The following is a 16607-nucleotide window of genomic DNA, read 5'->3' as shown; positions in this document are numbered from 1 at the left end:
GATTATTCCGATTGCAGCAGCTTTGTAGAGAGGCCTTCAACTAGTTGAGGATGGAACACGATCTTCTGTTTCGGCATATCAGGGGTGTCGGATTGGCGCAGCAGCAGTTGAACGGTCTCCTTGGCCATCTCTTGGATTGGCTGCAAAATGGTCGTCAAGCGCGGAACGACGATTTTGGACAGAATCGTATCGTCAAAGCCGATGATCGACAGATCGTCTGGCACGCTCAAGCCCAACCGCTGCGCTGACTGCATGGAGCCGACGGCGATCAGGTCATTGCAGGTGAATAATGCCGTTGGCCGATGCTCCAGCTGAAGCACGCGCGCAGCGCCTTCGCAGCCGTCTTCAATGGATGAATTCACCTTCACGATCCAATCATCATTGACTGTAATTCCGGAATCGCTCATCGCCTGCTTCGCACCGAGCACACGGTGATCGCCGCTCGGGCTGTCCTCCGTGACGACACCGATGCGGCTATGCCCTAAGGAAATCAAGTGCTGTATTGCTTCATAGCCTCCTTTGTAATCATCCACGGTGACCGTATGCATGGATAAGGAAGGAATGTCTTTGGAGAACAGCACTACGGGGAAATTGGCGGTGACGCTGTCTTGCAACAGTGACCATTTGGAGAATTGGCAAGCAACGATAAGTCCATCGATCTGCTTGCGCTGCAGCAGCGAAATATAATTAAGACCTTTATCATCTTTGTTGTCGGTGCTGCACATGACAATGCTGTAGCCTACCGCTTGGGCCTGATCCTCCAAATTGCGAGCGACCTCGGCAAAGAACGGGTTCGCCAAGTCGGAAATGAGCAGTCCGAAGGTAGACGTCTTCTTTCCGGTCAGCGCTGACGCGACGACGCTCGGCTGGTATTGCAGCTCTTTCATAATATGAAGCACGCGTTCCCGCGTTTTCTCGCTAATGTTTCCAGTCTGATTGACAACCTTCGATACGGTGGCGATAGAGACGCCGGCAGCTCTGGCGACGTCATAAATAGTTGATTTCATACCTAACTCCTCTGGCTCATCAAATGAAAACATATTGTGCGTGATCAAAAGAGGCCATTGTGAACACGCACTTATACTTTACTATAATTATAGACAACAAAAGGAGAATGGACTACACCCATTCTCCCTTAGTAGTTCGATAGCTTATACGTGCTATTTTGTAAACAGCCATTCATGATCAGGATCGTTGTGGAACTTCCATGTCCGCTCTGGTCCGGCCATCACGTTCAAGTAATAGGAATCGTAGCCTGGAGGAGCCGAAACGGGATGGTACCCCTCCGGAACCAATACAACGTGGCGGTGAGGAACAGCCAACGTCTCGTCGAGCGAACGGTCGTCATTATAGACACGCTGCATGACGAAGCCCTGTCCGGGATTGACTTCATGATAATACGTCTCTTCCAAATAAGACTCTTTCGGCAAATTGTCACGGTCATGCTTATGCGGAGGATAGCTGGACCAATGTCCCGCAGGCGTGAATACCTCCACGACAAGCAAGCTGTCCGCCTCCTTCTGTTCCGGCAAAATATTATGGATATGCCGCTCAATGCTTCCTGAGCCGCGCGTCTCCACGCCGACATCCTCGGGCGCGATGACCCGAGCGGGATAAGTTCCTCGCCCCGGCGCCGAGCATACGGCCAGTTCCAGTGCCGTCTCCGCCTGAACCGTGTAGCGATCCTCGTTCGGCACATAGACGGAGTAGGGCGGAATGCGATCGAAGACGTTCATTCTATGTCCGAGCACGCCGAACGATTGCTTGGCGGTATCGACCTTCGCCTTTCCGCTCAATAATACAAGACAGACCTCCTGCTCCTTCGTTTCCCGCTGCAAGGTTTCTCCTGGACGCAACGAATACACTTCAAATCCGACATATTTCCAGCCAGCGCTGTGCGGCGTTACGGATAAAATATTGCCTTGTTCGTCTCGCGGTTTAGGTTTCACAATTAATTTCGACATCAATGAACCTCCTCCTGAGCCAATTGAAAATGTCCAGTGCTAAAAAGGGCGACTAGCGCTGCCCAAACTCCTACTGCAAATGTTGCGCTTATTGATGCTGCATAGTTGCCGGTCCATGCTCCAGCTTGACGGGACGTCCGCTCAGCAGCGACTCCTTCGCCGCACGGGCGATTCGTTCCGCTTGCAGTCCGTCGTTCGCATCGCACACGATAGGCCCATCATGGAGGACGGCGCGGACGAAGTCCTCGACCTCCTGAATATAGGCTTGCGTATATCGCTCTAAAAAGAAATAAAGAGGTTTATCCATTTGCACCCCGTCAGCCGTTGCGACAATAGCAGTGGATGCGCGGTCATTGTTCGTAGTGACGCAGCCTGCGGAACCAAAGGCTTCCAAGCGCTGATCATAACCGTATACCGCCTTGCGGCTGTTCTCAATGATGCCTAGCGCGCCGTTGGCGAAGCGGAGGTTGATTACGGCCGTATCGATATCGTTCAATTCGCCGATCTTCGGATCGATCAGATTGGCTCCTTGCGCATACACCTCGACCACTTCGCTCTGCATGACATAACGCGCCATGTCGAAGTCGTGAATCGTCATATCCATGAACAAGCCGCCGGATTTGGAAATGTATTCGGCCGAAGGCGGCTCTGGATCGCGGGACGTGATGCGCAGCAGATGCGGAGCTCCGATCTGGCCCGCTTGGACAACGTCACGCGCTTTTTTGAAATTATGGTCAAAACGGCGGTTGAAGCCGACCTGCATCTTTACGCCGGCTGTCTTCACCGCTGCCAATGCTTGTTCGGTCGTCTCTACAGAGAAGCTGACGGGCTTCTCGCAGAAAATATGCTTGCCTGCTTCTGCAGCCTCCTGGATAATCGCAGCGTGTGTGCTCGTCGGCGAGCAGATGAACACCGCTTGAATTTCCGGATCATAGAGCACATCGTGATAATCACTCGTTACAACGGGAATTCCCATCTCAGAAGCCCAAGTGTCCAATCCCGCAATACATACATCCGATATGGCGCGGACACGCACATTACACATGTGTTGAATATGGTCTGCGTGCAGCTTGCCGATTCGTCCGGCACCGATGATTCCAACTTGAAGCATGAACATCCCTGCTTTCTGAATAATGAAATAGTCAAAGCAAGGGAAAGCGCTTAACTCATAATTTAACTATACGTGATAAGCAAGACATTGGCAAGATGAAAAGCGCATATGAAGTGAGAAAACTAGCGTCGTTGTTGATAAATATACGAATCATTTTCAATATGAAAAGACATATGATTGTGAAAAAAAGAACTTAAAATTTGTATAGAAAAGCGTTTACATTCCCGAAAAGGTGTGTTTATAATTATCATCAAGGTAAGCGCTTAACTCAAATTGCATGAATTCAGTGATTACATCATAGCTTTGCTTCAGCCTGCTGGATATTGCTTGAAGCAGACCACAAGGAGGTGCTGACTGGGCATGAGTGCATTAACATTTCCAACGAATCGGCCGTTTGACCTGATTGCAATCGGGAGATTGTGCATTGATTTGAATGCGAACGAAATTCATCGGCCGATGGAAGAGACGAGAACGTTCACGAAATATGTGGGCGGATCACCGGCTAATATAGCGATTGGCGCGGCCCGCCTCGGAATGAAGAGCGGCTTTATCGGCAAGCTGGCCGATGACCAGATGGGACGTTACATTGAACAATATTTAAACGATAAATCAATAGATACGTCGCAGTTGTCTGTGGATGATACGGGCGCTGTGACCGGTCTTGCTTTTACAGAAATCAAAAGTCCAACCGACTGCAGCATTCTGATGTACCGGGACAATGCGGCTGATATGCTGCTGAAGCCGGAGGAAGTGTCGGAGGAGTATATCAAGCAGACGAAGGCGCTGCTTATCTCGGGGACGGCGCTTGCGGCCAGCCCGTCGCGCGAAGCGGTATTTGTCGCCTTGGACTATGCGCGCAAGCATGGGGTATTTGTGTTCTTTGATTTGGATTACCGTCCTTACACATGGAAGAACGTTGCCGAAACCTCAATCTATTATCAGCTTGCGGCGGAAAAGTGCGATTTCATCATCGGCACCCGCGAAGAGTTCGACATGATGGAGAAGTTCGCCGGTCATCAGGCGGATGACAAGCTGACGGCAGAGAAATGGTTCGGGCATCACGCGCAAGTGGTGCTCATCAAGCACGGCTCGGACGGCTCCATCGCTTACACGAAGGAAGGCGGGGCATATAAAGGCGGTATTTTTAAGACGAAGGTGCTGAAAACGTTCGGTGCCGGCGACTCCTACGCATCCGCTATGATTTACGCCTTGATGCAAGGATGGGAGCTGCCGCGTGCGATGGAATACGGAAGTGCTTCCGCCGCCATCGTCATTTCCCGTCACAGCTGCTCTGACGCCATGCCGACAACAGAAGAGCTGGATACGTTTATAGCTAGTGCGGAGCGCGGGGAGTAAGGAATAGCGAAGGCACATATATGAGATAGGTTGGGAGGAACGGCACATGCTCGTCACCTTGACGGAAATGATGCAAGGCATTGCCGAGAAAAAAGGCGCCGTGCCGGCGTTCAATGTATTCGGCTATGAAGACGCTGCCGCGGTTATCGCTGCGGCGGAGGAAGTGAAGGCGCCGGTTATTTTGGCGACGAATAAGGTTGCACTGCGCTATATGCCGCTGCAGGTGTCAGGGGCATTGTATCGGAGCTTGGCCGAGCGGGCAAGCGTACCGGTCTGCATCCATCTGGACCATGGCGACGGATACGAGACAGCGGCGGAAGCGATTATGAGCGGCTATACGTCCATCATGTACGACGGCTCGCAGCTGCCGCTCAAAGAAAACATTCGGAACACGCAACAAATCGTGATGATGGCGCATGCTTGCGGCATCCCCGTCGAAGCGGAAATTGGAGCGGTCGGCTACAGCGATCCTGCGCTGAACGTGGAGGCGCGTCTGACCGATCCGAATGAAGCGAAAATATTCGCCGAAGAGACGGGCGTGGATGCGTTGGCGGTCGCGATCGGCACGCTCCACCGGATGGAGGAGCAGGCGGCTCCGATCGATTACGGCCGGCTGGATGACATCGAGCGCCTCGTATCCGTGCCGCTTGTATTGCACGGTTCGACGGGAGTGCGGGATGATGACTTGCGCAAGCTCGCAGGCACTCGCATCGGCAAGGTCAACATCGGTACGGCACTTCGGATGGCCTTCGGCAAGACGCTGCGCAGTGAGATGCAGGCTAAGCCGGACGAGTTCGACCGAGTTGCTCTGTTTGCACGCCCGATGGAGGCGGTCAAGGAAGAAGCAAAGAAGAAGATGCTGCTGCTGAATGCGCATCATGTGCTGCAAGCTTAATGAAGACTTAATGAAGACGGACAACGGAAATGACGAGAGGAGAATGGAACATGGCAGAAGTAACAACCATTCGCAACTATGTCGGCGGAGAGTGGAAAGCGTCCACATCGGGCAAGACCGAGCCAGTATTCAATCCAGCAACAGGTGAAATTATCGCGCACGTGCCGCTTTCAAGCATGGAAGAGCTGAATGAGGCGGTAGAGACGGCTGAGCAGGCGTTCAAGACGTGGTCGCGCACCGCCGTGCCGCGCCGGGCGCGCATTATGTTCAGATACCAGCAGCTGCTGGTTGAGCATTGGGACGAGCTGGCGAAGCTCCTTACATTGGAGAATGGAAAAAACTACAAAGAAGCGTACGGCGAGGTGCAGCGAGGCATCGAATGCGTCGAATTCGCCGCAGGCGCGCCGACGCTTATGATGGGCAAGCAACTGCCTGACATTGCGACGAACATCGAATCTGGCATGTACCGTTACCCGATTGGCGTTGTCGGCGGAATTACGCCGTTCAACTTCCCGATGATGGTGCCGTGCTGGATGTTCCCGCTGGCTATCGCTTGCGGCAACACGTTCGTGCTGAAGCCTTCCGAGCGTACGCCGATGCTGGCTTGCCGTCTGGCAGAGCTGATGGAAGAAGCGGGGCTGCCTCAAGGCGTGCTTAACATCGTGCACGGTGCACATGACGTTGTGAACGGTCTGCTCGACCATAAGCAGGTCAAGGCAATCTCATTCGTCGGCTCCCAGCCTGTAGGCGAGTATGTCTACAAGCGCGGTACGGCCAACTTGAAGCGTGTGCAAGCGTTGACGGGTGCCAAAAACCACTCGATCGTCATGGAGGACGCCGATTTGGCGCAGACCACGACACAAATCATTAACGCTGCCTTCGGCTCCGCCGGAGAGCGCTGCATGGCTTGCTCTGTCGTGCTCGTGCAGGAATCGGTTGCAGATGAGCTTGTATCCCGCTTGGTGAAAGCATCCGATGAACTGATTATCGGCAATGGCGTGGAAGAGGACGTATTCCTCGGTCCCGTTATCCGTGAAGCTCATAAGGAGCGCGCGCTCGGCTATATTGACGCAGGCGTCAAGGAAGGGGCGCGTCTGGTCCGCGACGGCCGCCAAGATGCGGAAGCCAACGGCGAGGGCTTCTTTATGGGACCGACGATTTTTGATGACGTAACACAGCAAATGAAGATCTGGCAGGATGAAATTTTCGCGCCGGTGCTGTCGATTGTGCGCGTGAAGGATATCGATGAAGCGATTGCGTGGGCGAATGAATCCCGGTTTGCCAACGGCGCTTGTCTCTTTACGACGAGCGGCGCGTATATGCGCCAGTTCCGCGAACATATCGATGCAGGCATGCTCGGGGTGAACGTAGGCGTTCCCGCGCCGATGTCGTTCTTCCCATTCTCGGGCTGGAAAGATTCCTTCTATGGCGACCTGCATGCGAACGGCACGGATGGAGTGGAATTTTACACTCGTAAAAAGATGGTCACTTTGCGCTGGTAAGGATGGTGTTCGGTATGGAAACGATTCGATTGACTACGGCGCAAGCGCTCGTAAAGTTTCTCAATCAGCAATATGTCGAATTTGATGGAGTGGAGCAGCGCTTTGTCAAAGGCATTTTTACGATATTCGGCCATGGCAACGTATTGGGATTGGGTCAGGCGCTGGAAGAAGACAGCGGCGGCTTGGAAGTGTATCAAGGGCGCAACGAGCAAGGGATGGCGCATGCGGCAGTGGCGTTCGCCAAGCAGATGCGGCGGAAGCAGATCTGTGCCTGCACATCGTCTGTCGGCCCCGGCGCCGCCAATATGGTGACGGCGGCAGCCACCGCTACGGCCAATCAAATCCCGGTGCTGCTGCTGCCGGGGGATACGTTCGCCTCGCGCCAGCCGGATCCGGTGCTGCAGCAGATTGAACAGCCGCATGACCTGACGGTATCGACGAATGACGCGTTCCGCCCGGTGAGCAAATATTGGGACCGCGTCGTGCGGCCGGAGCAACTGATGACTGCGCTCATTCAAGCGATGCGCGTGCTCACGAATCCGGCCGATACGGGAGCTGTCACAATCGCGCTGCCGCAGGATGTACAGGGGGAAGCGTATGATTATCCCGCATCATTTTTCGCGAAGCGTGTGCATCGGATAGACCGCCGACCGGCGACGGAAGCAGCACTCGAGGACGCGGTCCGGCTCATCGCGCGCAAGCGCAAGCCGCTGCTCATATGCGGAGGCGGCGTGCGCTATTCTGAGGCAGGAGCGGCGCTGCAAGCCTTCGCGGAGGCGTTCCACATCCCGTTAGCCGAGACGCAGGCGGGCAAGAGCGCGGTGTCTGGTTCGCATCCGCTCAACCTCGGCGGCATCGGGGTGACGGGCAACGGAGCGGCGAATGAGATCGCCAAGGAAGCCGATCTCATTATCGGCGTTGGCACGCGCTTTACCGACTTTACGACTGGCTCGAAGGAGCTGTTCGGCCGCCCTGGCGCAGATATTTTGACCGTGAACGTGTCGGAGTTCCAAGCGCTCAAGCTCGATGCAACGCCGGTAGTGGCAGATGCGAAGGCAGCTCTTGCAGCCATGCATCAGCGGCTGGAGGCAGCCGGATACCGTTCTGCCTATACGACGGAGATTGAAGCGGCGCGCGCCGCATGGAGCAAGGAATGGAAGCGGCTGGCCGGCATCCAATACGTTCAAGGCTCATTCACGCCTGAAATCGCGGGGCACTTGGATGAGGCGCTGCCGGAATATGCGGAGGAGCTTGGCAGCTGCCTGACGCAGACACAGGTGCTCGCGGCATTGAACAGGCTGCTTGGAGACAACGCAGTCATCGTCGGCGCATCGGGCAGTCTGCCTGGAGATTTGCAGCGAATGTGGATGACGGAAGCGCCACATTCGTACCACATGGAATATGGATACTCCTGTATGGGCTATGAGATTTCCGGGGCGCTTGGTGTGAAAATGGCGGAGCCGGATCGCGAAGTGTATGCATTCTCGGGTGACGGGAGCTATCTCATGCTTCACTCTGAATTGGTCACAAGCATTCAAGAAGGACAGAAGATAAATGTGCTGTTGTTCGACAATAACGGCTTCGGCTGCATTAACAACTTGCAAATGGGCAACGGCATGGGCAGCTTCGGCACTGAATTCCGCGCGCGCAACGAGTCGACCGGTAAGCTGGACGGTCCGCTTGTGGGCATTGATTTTGCCCTCAGCGCAGCAGGCTACGGCGCGCTCACGTATACGGTTCGCACGCTAGAGGAATTGGAGCAAGCCGTCGCGGCCGCACAGCGGCAGACTGTATCTACGCTCATTGATATTAAAGTGCTGCCGAAGACAATGACGAATGGATACGGCGCTTGGTGGAATGTAGGCGTCGCGGCAGTTTCCGGCAAGCCGGAAATTGCGCAGGCAAGCGAGGAGCGCCGCCGATTTTTGCAGCAGGCGAGACCTTATTGACACGGAAGCTACAATAAAGATCGCAGATTGGCGGGAGCGGGCGCGCAGAGCGGCATGATAATCGCATAGAAGGAAGATATCATGCGATACGGGATGGCTCGGAGCATGCAACCTATCAGAATAAAGCATGTAACGGCCATCGCGGCTGCGCCGCCCGGCCAGCCCTGCCAAGCTACGATGACATCGGGGAGGAATAGACGTGTTTGCAGCAGGCAGCGTAAAGATTGGGATTGCGCCCATCGGTTGGACGAATGATGACATGCCCGAATTGGGCGGTGAGAATACGTTCGAGCAGTGTGTAAGCGAAATGGCGCTCGCAGGATATGCGGGAACGGAAGTGGGCAATAAGTACCCGCGGAATGTAAGTGTCTTACAAAAGGCGCTCCGTTTGCGCAACCTGGAGGTGGCCAGCGCTTGGTTCAGCGCGTTCCTTACCGTAAAGCCATTGGAAGAAACGACGGCTGCATTCGTTCAGCACCGTGACTTCCTGCACGCGATGGGGTCGAAGGTCATTGTCGTATCCGAGCAGGGACACAGTGTCCAAGGTCAGATGAATACGCCGCTGTTCGATAGCAAGCCAGTATTCAGCGACGATGATTGGAAGCGCTTAATCGACGGCTTGCATGTTCTCGGAGAGCTGGCCCGGGAGAAAGAGATGCATGTTGTGTACCATCATCATATGGGTACAGGCGTTCAGACTACGGAGGAAATTGTCCGTCTCATGGAGGGCACGGACCCGAACTTGGTGTCATTGCTCTATGATACCGGCCATCTCGTATTCTCGGGCGAAGAGCCATTGAGCATATTGAGCCGCTATATGGATCGGATTAAGCACGTCCATTTGAAGGACGTTCGTGCCGATGTGGCGCGCCGCGTGCGTGAGGATAAGCTCAGTTTCCTGCAAGCGGTGAAGGAAGGGGTATTTACCGTTCCTGGAGACGGCTGCATAGACTTTGCTCCAGCGTTCAAAGCCTTGTCCGCGGCTAAATATCGCGGATGGATGCTCGTAGAAGCGGAGCAGGATCCTGCCAAAGCGAATCCGTTCGAATATGCGTTAAAAGCGAGAGACTATATTTTACGGCAAGCAGGCGTATAATTACGAGTTCAAAAAGTCGACTTTTCAGAACCGAGAAGGTTGCATGAACCAGAAGCATCAGCTCTTCGATGGTGAGCGCCAGATTCGATGTCGAATGTGCCTCCCGGTATGCTTCGTGATCAAAAGGTGACTTTTTGAACAACCTCTATATGAGGAAGGGAAGAGGCTGACATATGGGACACAACAGATGTGTATCAGTAGGGCTCGTAGGCTTAGGACGGCTCGGGCGACAGCACGCCGACAATTTGGCATTCCGCATTCCGAACTGCAGACTGGCGGCGGTATGCAGCATCAAGCCAGAGGAGGTTGAGGAGGCACAGGCGCAGCTTGGCGTGCCTTACGGCTATGCCGATTATGAGGAAATGCTGCGCAACAAAGAGCTGGACGCTATTTTTATTGCCTCACCGTCCTCTTATCATTGCGATCAGATTGAAAAGGCATTGGCGGCAGGATTTCATGTATTCAGCGAGAAGCCGCTCGGACTGTATATGGAGGAAGCGCTGCGCGTGCAAGAGGCGGTGCGCCGTCACCCCGATCAAGTGTTTATGCTCGGCTTTATGCGGCGGTATGACCGTTCCTATGTCTATGCCAAGCGGAAAATTGAAGCGGGAGCGATCGGCGAACCTGTGCTCATCCGCTGCTATGGCATTGATCCGGCTCAAGCTATGCCCGGCTTTTTACAATTTGCTAAGAGCAACTACAGCGGAGGCTTGTTCCTGGATATGGCCATTCACGACCTCGATCTGGCGCGGTGGTACTTGGGTGCGGAAGCAGAGCGGGTGTGGGCGATTGGCGGATCTCACCGCTATACAGAGCTTGCACAGCTGCAAGATGCTGAGACGGGTGCGGCTCTAGTTCAATTTGCCGGGAATAAAATGGGGATGTTCGTAGCGGGGCGCAACTGCGCGCACGGCTACCATATTGAAACGGAAATTATCGGCACACTCGGAACGCTGCGCATCGGTACGGTGCCGGAGAAAAACCAGGTGGCAATTATGGATGACCGCGGTGTGGTGCGCGAATGTGCGAACGGCTTCTTGGAGCGGTTCGAGCAGGCTTACTTGGACGAAGCCATTGACTTTGTACGGGCGATTCTAGATGGACGACAGCCAGAAGTGAAGGTGGAAGATGGCGTGCTGTCGACTGCGCTTGGCTATGCATGCAAAGAATCGTTCGAGACCGGGCAATTGGTTGAGGTGAGTACGCCAGCGGCATTATGCAGCCCGCACAAGGCGCGGTAAGCAAACAGGTTTCTCTATGCATGGAGAAGGAGGGCTCTCATGACCTACATTACTGTCATTACCTTTTTATTGTATACCGGAATCGTCGCCTGGTACTCCTGGTACAAGACGCGCAGCATTGACCTCAACAGCTCGGATGGATATTTTCTCGGCGGGCGCAGCTTGACCGGCGTTGTAATCGCTTTCTCACTTTTGCTTACGAACCTGTCAACAGAGCAAATGGTCGGGTTGAATGGACAGAGCTACGCGACGTCCATGGTCGTCATGGCTTGGGAAGTGACGTCTCCGATTGCGTTGATTTTTATGGCCTTCATCTTTTTACCGCGTTATTTGAAGACAGGCATTACAACTATTCCGGATTTTTTGGAACAGCGTTATGATTTACGGACGCGCCAGATTATTTCCGTTCTGTTCTTGCTCGGATATGCCGTTGCTTATTTGCCTACGGTGCTCTACTCCGGGGCGCTGGTGCTGGATACGATATTCAACATTTCAGACCTGTTCGGTCTAAGCGATTTCAATATTATTCTGATTATGTCCCTTGCTATCGGAATAACGGGTATCGCCTATGTCGTGCTCGGAGGCCTGCGTGCGTGCGCGCTCTCGGATACGTTGAACGGTGTCGGGCTCATTATCGGCGGGCTTCTCATTACTGTTCTCGGCTTGTTCGCGCTCGGCGGTGGCAATCTGGTCGAAGGTGTGAGCACGCTGCTGCACAAAGAGCCGGAAAAATTGAACTCGATTGGAGACAGCTCATCTCCTGTGCCGTGGATTACGATTTGCGCGGGGCTGCTCTTCAACAACCTGTTCTATTGGTGTACGAACCAGGCGATCGTCCAGCGCACGTTGGGGGCGAAGAACCTGAAGGAAGGGCAGAAGGGCGTGTTGTACGCCGGCATGTTCAAAATCTTTGGCGCCTTCTATCTGGTGCTGCCTGGCATCATCGCTTATCATCTGTTCAACAATTCGTTAAGCAATGCGGATATGGCTTATCCGTCGCTTGTTATTAAAGTGTTGCCGACATTGTTGTCCGGATTTTTCGCAGCCGTCCTGTTCGGTGCGATTCTAAGCTCCTTTAACGGGGCGTTGAACAGCTCCTTAACCTTGTTCACATTAGATATTTATAAACCTATATTCAAGCCGAATGCGACGGATAAACAATTGGTGAAGGCAGGCAGAATCTTTGCCGTAGCGCTCGGTATCGTGGCCGTCATTGTATCGCCATTCATTTTGTATGCGCCTTCAGGACTGTATTACTACTTGCAGGAAATGTTCGGATTTTATAACATCCCGATTATCGCTGCAGTCGTCGTAGGGTTCTTCAGCAAAAAGGTGCCGGCTATCGCACCGAAGATTGCGCTTGTCGTGCACATCGTGTTGTACACGCTATCCAAGTTCTATCTAGGTACGCTCAATTTCTTGTACATTTTAAGCGTGCTGTTCCCGGTCTGTGTTCTGGTCATGCTTATCGTAGGCAAAATAAAACCGCGCGAGCAAGACTACAAGCTGTATGAATCGGGCAAAGTCGATCTGACGCCATGGAAACATGCGAAAGCGTTTACGATCGTTATGGTGGTGCTGATGATTGCTGTGTATGTTCTGTTCTCTCCTTTAGGCATCGCGGCATAAAAATAGAAAAATACGTTGTCGCTGTCACATTGCAGTAGAGTGATAAGCGTCATCACATCGGGCTGCCGAAGCTTTCGGCAGCTTGTTTTATTTGGCTAGCATAGTTAGAATGCATTGGTGATACATGATTCTTCCATAAAACTATGATATAGTTAAGTAATCGGTAAGCGATTACAATCGGGCTTAAATGTTACCGATATCTCATTTTGAATACGGTAACTCTAGCCAACGAAGGGGTGGAACGATGAAGGTAGGTCTCAGTACGTATAGTCTGTTGCAGGCGATTAGAGCAGAAGAAATGACGGTCCTTGACGTAATTGATTGGATTGCGGATAATGGCGGCGAGCATATGGAAATTGTCCCATATGGTTTTACGCTGGTAGACAATCCAGAGTTGGCGGATGCAGTACGCGATAAGGCGAAGTCCCGCGGCATCGCCCTGTCCAACTATTCCATGCCGGCGAACTTCGTGCAGGATACGGAGGAAGCATTCGAGGCGGAAGTGGAGCGGGTGAAGCAGCACGTTGATTTGCTCGTACGCATGGGAATTAAGCATATGCGCCACGATGTCACGGCATTTACGATACCGGAGGAGCAGATGAGCATCGAATGGTTCGAGAGCAATCTGCATCTGATGGTGGAGGGAAGCCGCCGTATCGCCGATTATGCGGCTCCATTCGGCATTACGACGACGCTGGAGAATCACGGATTCTCGGCACAGGCGAGCGACCGCGTACAGCGCGTGCTGTTATCGGTAAATCGTCCTAATTTCAAAACGACGCTCGATGTCGGCAACTTTATGTGCGTAGACGAGAATCCGCTTATCGGCGTGAAGAAGAATTTACCGTATGCTTCGCTCGTTCACGTCAAAGATTTCTACTTCCGTCCGTATTACCAACCGCCGGGCGGCGGCGACTGGTTCAAGACGGCCCACGGTAACTTCCTGCGCGGCTCCATTCTCGGACAGGGTGATTTAGAGATGCGTGAAATTTTGCGCCTTGTCAAGCAATCCGGCTATGACGGCTACATTACGCTCGAATTCGAAGGGATGGAGGAGTGCCGAATGGGCTCCCGGCTCGGACTCGAAAATTTGCGCCGTCTATGGGATGAAGTATAATCCATAACGAGCTATAAGCTTTTATTGAGGAAAGTTCGTTCCCTTGTCAGATAGGGATGGACTTTCCTTTTGTTAATTCCCTCTGCCGCTTATGTATCTCTAAACGCTGTGACGTGTGATGTATGACCTTTTGTCCATTCACCCAGTGACTCAGATTGAGTATGATTAAGAGTTGTCGAAGCGCCCTTTTGTTCACTCTCCCCATGATTCAGATAGTGCAATGAACAGCTCAGGAACTGAAGGCAATTCTACAAACATGCTTCAGCCTGCAACCCAATTTATTCCTTGCCTCATCTATACTTATAGAGAGAAACGGGGTGAGGAGATGGAAGCGGAGCGGGAATGGGGTGAACGACTGCGGTCTGGAGACCGGGAAGCACTGGGGTTGCTGATGGACGCCTATGGCGGTGAGGTGTATCGGACAGCGTTGCTTCTGCTTAGAGATAAGCATACATCGGAGGATATGGCTCAAGAGGTCTTTTTGACGGTGTACCGCAAAATCGGCCAGCTATCGTATCCTTATCGGGAAGTGGTCGTGCTTCATTATTTTCACGATAAATCGGTGGCCGAAATGAGCGACATGCTGGGAACGTCCGAGGGGACGATCAAGAGTCGCTTATCGAGAGCGCGTGAACACATGCTTCTATTATGGAAAGAGGGGGAGAAGGATGACACAACAGGATGAACAGATTAAACGACAGCTGCAGGAGGACATGTCCAAATATGAGCTGGATGATGCGGTGAAGGTTTACATTCTCTCTCAGGCTCGACCATCAATATAGGAGCGGACCGTTCGCTTTCGGTTATCGAGAGCCATTGCGTGCGGTTGTTTTGGAATGCTGCTTATTGTAGTGCCCTTGTGGCTGCCATTTGCGGCTTCGTCGCACGTGAAGACAGATGCGGTCCCGGAACAACAGCAGATTACATATATTGTAGACGGAAAGTGGCTGGTACGTGAGGATTTGCTGTCGAGGGGGGAGAAGGATGCGTATCGTTGAAATAAAGGTGAAGCATCTTGTATTGGGGCTGGGACTTGCCTGCGTGCTAAACGCTAATGATATACTTTATTGCTCCGGCATTGTTTTATCAAGCAGGAAAATACAATGCCATAATCCGGTGGTTTCCAACTTCTGCAGTAACGGCGGATGTGCTTTATGAGAGTACTGAAGGGGTGTTCGTTCGGGATAATCAAATGATCTATGTCGGCGAGAAAGGCACATTTATGACAGGACCTGCCGAGTTGCCTGAACCGATGTCGGAAGAGGAGGCGGTACGGCGTTTGGAATGGTTGCTTCAGGATTTCCCTACTTATAAATATGTGAATGCAGCCAAGGGGCGCCTTGCCTATTTATATATGAACCAAAACCGCTGGGATGAGGCGGAGCGGATATTTCAGGAACTGTCAAAAAATGAAAAGTATATCAACTCCCGAAATGCATCGGAAATAAAGATCTTGGCCACCAGACATGAACGGCCATATGAGCTGCCGAAGCTCAGCGGTACTGTTTTGGTGGATGTATCTCTTGCTCCGACAGAAGCTTCTTCTTATTATATGCCCCCGCCAGATCATTATCCGATCGTAATGACGGATGAAAATGGGCGATTTCGCTTCTATGGTATTGAAGCTGGAGCGTATACATTGACTCTCGGCACCGTGTTTCGAAATATCAAGGGCCATACGCTATCATCTGCGGGTGTTGATGAAATCGAACTTTCCTCAGAAAAGAGCACGCAGACCGTGGATGTGCGATTTCGAAAAAACATCCGATATGAACCCGTCTCCCAGCCGGTGTATGATGCGGAGGATGTTGTCGCGTTACGCTGGAGCTCTGATCCAGAGGCTGCCTACTATAAGGTTGAATTGACGGAAGTCGTGAAGCAGGCAGAAGGCAAATGGGAGATGAAGGGGACGCATCTGTTTGAGGAGAAGCATGTGAAGCCTGAAGCTGAGTATACGGTGGATGAATTGCGGCACTATCCATTAGTAGGAGGAGCTACGTATCTAACGCTCGATAATCATTATTATATTGATAATGGTTATGTTCTTGGAATTGCCTATCCGGGGAGCCAGTGGAAATGGACAGTAAAAGGCTATGATCATAATGATAATGCAATAAGCAGCTCGAACGATTATATGCAGTTTACAGGCGAATTGCCGCTGCTGACCACTTCACCTGCCGGGTTCACGGAAGCGGATCGCTTGGCATTGGATGGCAAATATTCCGAGGCCATTGCTATGTATGAACGGGAAGGCTCGGAAGACGAGATTCGTAAAATCGCACGCATATATTTCAGCGGTCTTGAATGGGAGCAGGACGGAGACTATGCGAAGGCGCTTACGTATTTGGAACGTATTCAGCATCCGACCACCGGAGATTTGAAGCTGATGGAAGCGTGTTACGATCAGGCGAAAAATGCAGCCAAGAAACAGGCGGTGCAGAAGAGACTGAAGCAGTTGGCACAGAACGCTTAAGCTAAACGTTAAGGATGACGGGTTGATCCGTGATCGTGCCTGATGATTACAGGGCATCCCCATGATATTTGAGATGAACAATTGATTGCGTTATATATATATAGAAGAAAGCGGTGATAAGTACAACGAAAAGGCCGGAGTCAGATGAGCCTGTTTAATGGTCCGTCACAACGATTAGGTATAAGTTGAAGCGAATTGATTTTGTACGGAACGTGCTTTGAATACAGCTTGCTTGAATTAATTTTTAAAAAAGGGTTGCAATCTATTGCGAAGC

Annotated in this window: 14 protein-coding genes; 11 read left to right on the top strand and 3 right to left on the bottom strand. The window is 52.4% G+C overall.

Going from position 1 to position 16607, the window contains the following annotated elements; translation table 11 throughout:
- Positions 1-2: 2 nt before the first annotated feature.
- The 3 genes from A372_RS0107550 to iolG all read right to left on the bottom strand — a co-directional run bounded on the left by A372_RS0107550 (position 3) and on the right by iolG (position 3081).
- Positions 3-1007, bottom strand: a complete 1005-nt coding sequence (locus A372_RS0107550) for a LacI family DNA-binding transcriptional regulator (protein ID WP_019420227.1) — start codon at positions 1005-1007, stop codon at positions 3-5.
- 153 nt (positions 1008-1160) lie between these two features.
- Positions 1161-1964, bottom strand: a complete 804-nt coding sequence (iolB, locus tag A372_RS0107545; RefSeq protein WP_019420226.1) for a 5-deoxy-glucuronate isomerase — start codon at positions 1962-1964, stop codon at positions 1161-1163.
- A gap of 88 nt (positions 1965-2052) precedes the next feature.
- Positions 2053-3081 (bottom strand): inositol 2-dehydrogenase, encoded by a 1029-nt coding sequence (iolG, locus tag A372_RS0107540; protein WP_026010949.1) that lies wholly within the window; start codon positions 3079-3081, stop codon positions 2053-2055.
- Between the two features lie 354 nt (positions 3082-3435).
- Between iolG and iolC the strand changes: the two genes are divergently transcribed.
- The 11 genes from iolC to A372_RS0107480 all read left to right on the top strand — a co-directional run bounded on the left by iolC (position 3436) and on the right by A372_RS0107480 (position 16333).
- Positions 3436-4431, top strand: a complete 996-nt coding sequence (gene iolC / locus A372_RS0107535; RefSeq protein ID WP_019420224.1) for a 5-dehydro-2-deoxygluconokinase — start codon at positions 3436-3438, stop codon at positions 4429-4431.
- Between the two features lie 46 nt (positions 4432-4477).
- A complete protein-coding gene (locus A372_RS0107530) occupies positions 4478-5326 on the top strand; it encodes a class II fructose-bisphosphate aldolase (RefSeq protein ID WP_019420223.1) in 849 nt (282 codons plus the stop codon).
- A gap of 50 nt (positions 5327-5376) precedes the next feature.
- Positions 5377-6828, top strand: coding sequence for a CoA-acylating methylmalonate-semialdehyde dehydrogenase (locus A372_RS0107525; RefSeq protein ID WP_019420222.1), 1452 nt, complete (start codon positions 5377-5379; stop codon positions 6826-6828).
- Positions 6829-6842: 14 nt separating this feature from the next.
- Positions 6843-8777: a 3D-(3,5/4)-trihydroxycyclohexane-1,2-dione acylhydrolase (decyclizing) gene (gene iolD / locus A372_RS0107520; protein ID WP_019420221.1), complete on the top strand. Its 1935-nt coding sequence runs from the start codon at positions 6843-6845 to the stop codon at positions 8775-8777.
- A gap of 199 nt (positions 8778-8976) precedes the next feature.
- A complete protein-coding gene (iolE, locus tag A372_RS0107515; RefSeq protein WP_019420220.1) occupies positions 8977-9873 on the top strand; it encodes a myo-inosose-2 dehydratase in 897 nt (298 codons plus the stop codon).
- Between the two features lie 173 nt (positions 9874-10046).
- A complete protein-coding gene (locus A372_RS0107510) occupies positions 10047-11114 on the top strand; it encodes a Gfo/Idh/MocA family oxidoreductase (RefSeq protein WP_019420219.1) in 1068 nt (355 codons plus the stop codon).
- 39 nt (positions 11115-11153) lie between these two features.
- A complete protein-coding gene (locus tag A372_RS0107505; protein WP_019420218.1) occupies positions 11154-12743 on the top strand; it encodes a solute:sodium symporter family transporter in 1590 nt (529 codons plus the stop codon).
- Between the two features lie 244 nt (positions 12744-12987).
- Positions 12988-13860 (top strand): sugar phosphate isomerase/epimerase family protein, encoded by an 873-nt coding sequence (locus A372_RS0107500; RefSeq protein ID WP_019420217.1) that lies wholly within the window; start codon positions 12988-12990, stop codon positions 13858-13860.
- A gap of 256 nt (positions 13861-14116) precedes the next feature.
- A complete protein-coding gene (locus A372_RS0107495) occupies positions 14117-14545 on the top strand; it encodes an RNA polymerase sigma factor (RefSeq protein ID WP_157259480.1) in 429 nt (142 codons plus the stop codon).
- 151 nt (positions 14546-14696) lie between these two features.
- On the top strand, positions 14697-14858 hold the full coding sequence (locus A372_RS37255; RefSeq protein ID WP_019420214.1) for a hypothetical protein: 162 nt from the start codon (positions 14697-14699) through the stop codon (positions 14856-14858).
- A gap of 56 nt (positions 14859-14914) precedes the next feature.
- Positions 14915-16333, top strand: coding sequence for a tetratricopeptide repeat protein (locus tag A372_RS0107480; RefSeq protein ID WP_019420213.1), 1419 nt, complete (start codon positions 14915-14917; stop codon positions 16331-16333).
- The last annotated feature ends 274 nt before the right edge of the window (positions 16334-16607 follow it).

Origin of the sequence: Paenibacillus sp. OSY-SE, from assembly GCF_000283315.1 — a bacterium.
Lineage (GTDB): Bacteria > Bacillota > Bacilli > Paenibacillales > Paenibacillaceae > Paenibacillus_B > Paenibacillus_B profundus.
This window is presented reverse-complemented; position numbering and strand designations above follow the sequence as displayed.

Bases quoted from the DNA above. Each gene is read 5' to 3' on its own strand.
- A372_RS0107550 (WP_019420227.1), bottom strand. From the start codon at position 1,007: ATGAAATCAACTATTTATGACGTCGCCAGAGCTGCCGGCGTCTCTATC.
- iolB (WP_019420226.1), bottom strand. From the start codon at position 1,964: ATGTCGAAATTAATTGTGAAACCTAAACCGCGAGACGAACAAGGCAAT.
- iolG (WP_026010949.1), bottom strand. From the start codon at position 3,081: ATGTTCATGCTTCAAGTTGGAATCATCGGTGCCGGACGAATCGGCAAG.
- iolC (WP_019420224.1), top strand. From the start codon at position 3,436: ATGAGTGCATTAACATTTCCAACGAATCGGCCGTTTGACCTGATTGCA.
- A372_RS0107530 (WP_019420223.1), top strand. From the start codon at position 4,478: ATGCTCGTCACCTTGACGGAAATGATGCAAGGCATTGCCGAGAAAAAA.
- A372_RS0107525 (WP_019420222.1), top strand. From the start codon at position 5,377: ATGGCAGAAGTAACAACCATTCGCAACTATGTCGGCGGAGAGTGGAAA.
- iolD (WP_019420221.1), top strand. From the start codon at position 6,843: ATGGAAACGATTCGATTGACTACGGCGCAAGCGCTCGTAAAGTTTCTC.
- A372_RS0107510 (WP_019420219.1), top strand. From the start codon at position 10,047: ATGGGACACAACAGATGTGTATCAGTAGGGCTCGTAGGCTTAGGACGG.
- A372_RS0107505 (WP_019420218.1), top strand. From the start codon at position 11,154: ATGACCTACATTACTGTCATTACCTTTTTATTGTATACCGGAATCGTC.
- A372_RS0107500 (WP_019420217.1), top strand. From the start codon at position 12,988: ATGAAGGTAGGTCTCAGTACGTATAGTCTGTTGCAGGCGATTAGAGCA.
- A372_RS0107495 (WP_157259480.1), top strand. From the start codon at position 14,117: ATGCTTCAGCCTGCAACCCAATTTATTCCTTGCCTCATCTATACTTAT.
- A372_RS37255 (WP_019420214.1), top strand. From the start codon at position 14,697: ATGCTGCTTATTGTAGTGCCCTTGTGGCTGCCATTTGCGGCTTCGTCG.
- A372_RS0107480 (WP_019420213.1), top strand. From the start codon at position 14,915: ATGATATACTTTATTGCTCCGGCATTGTTTTATCAAGCAGGAAAATAC.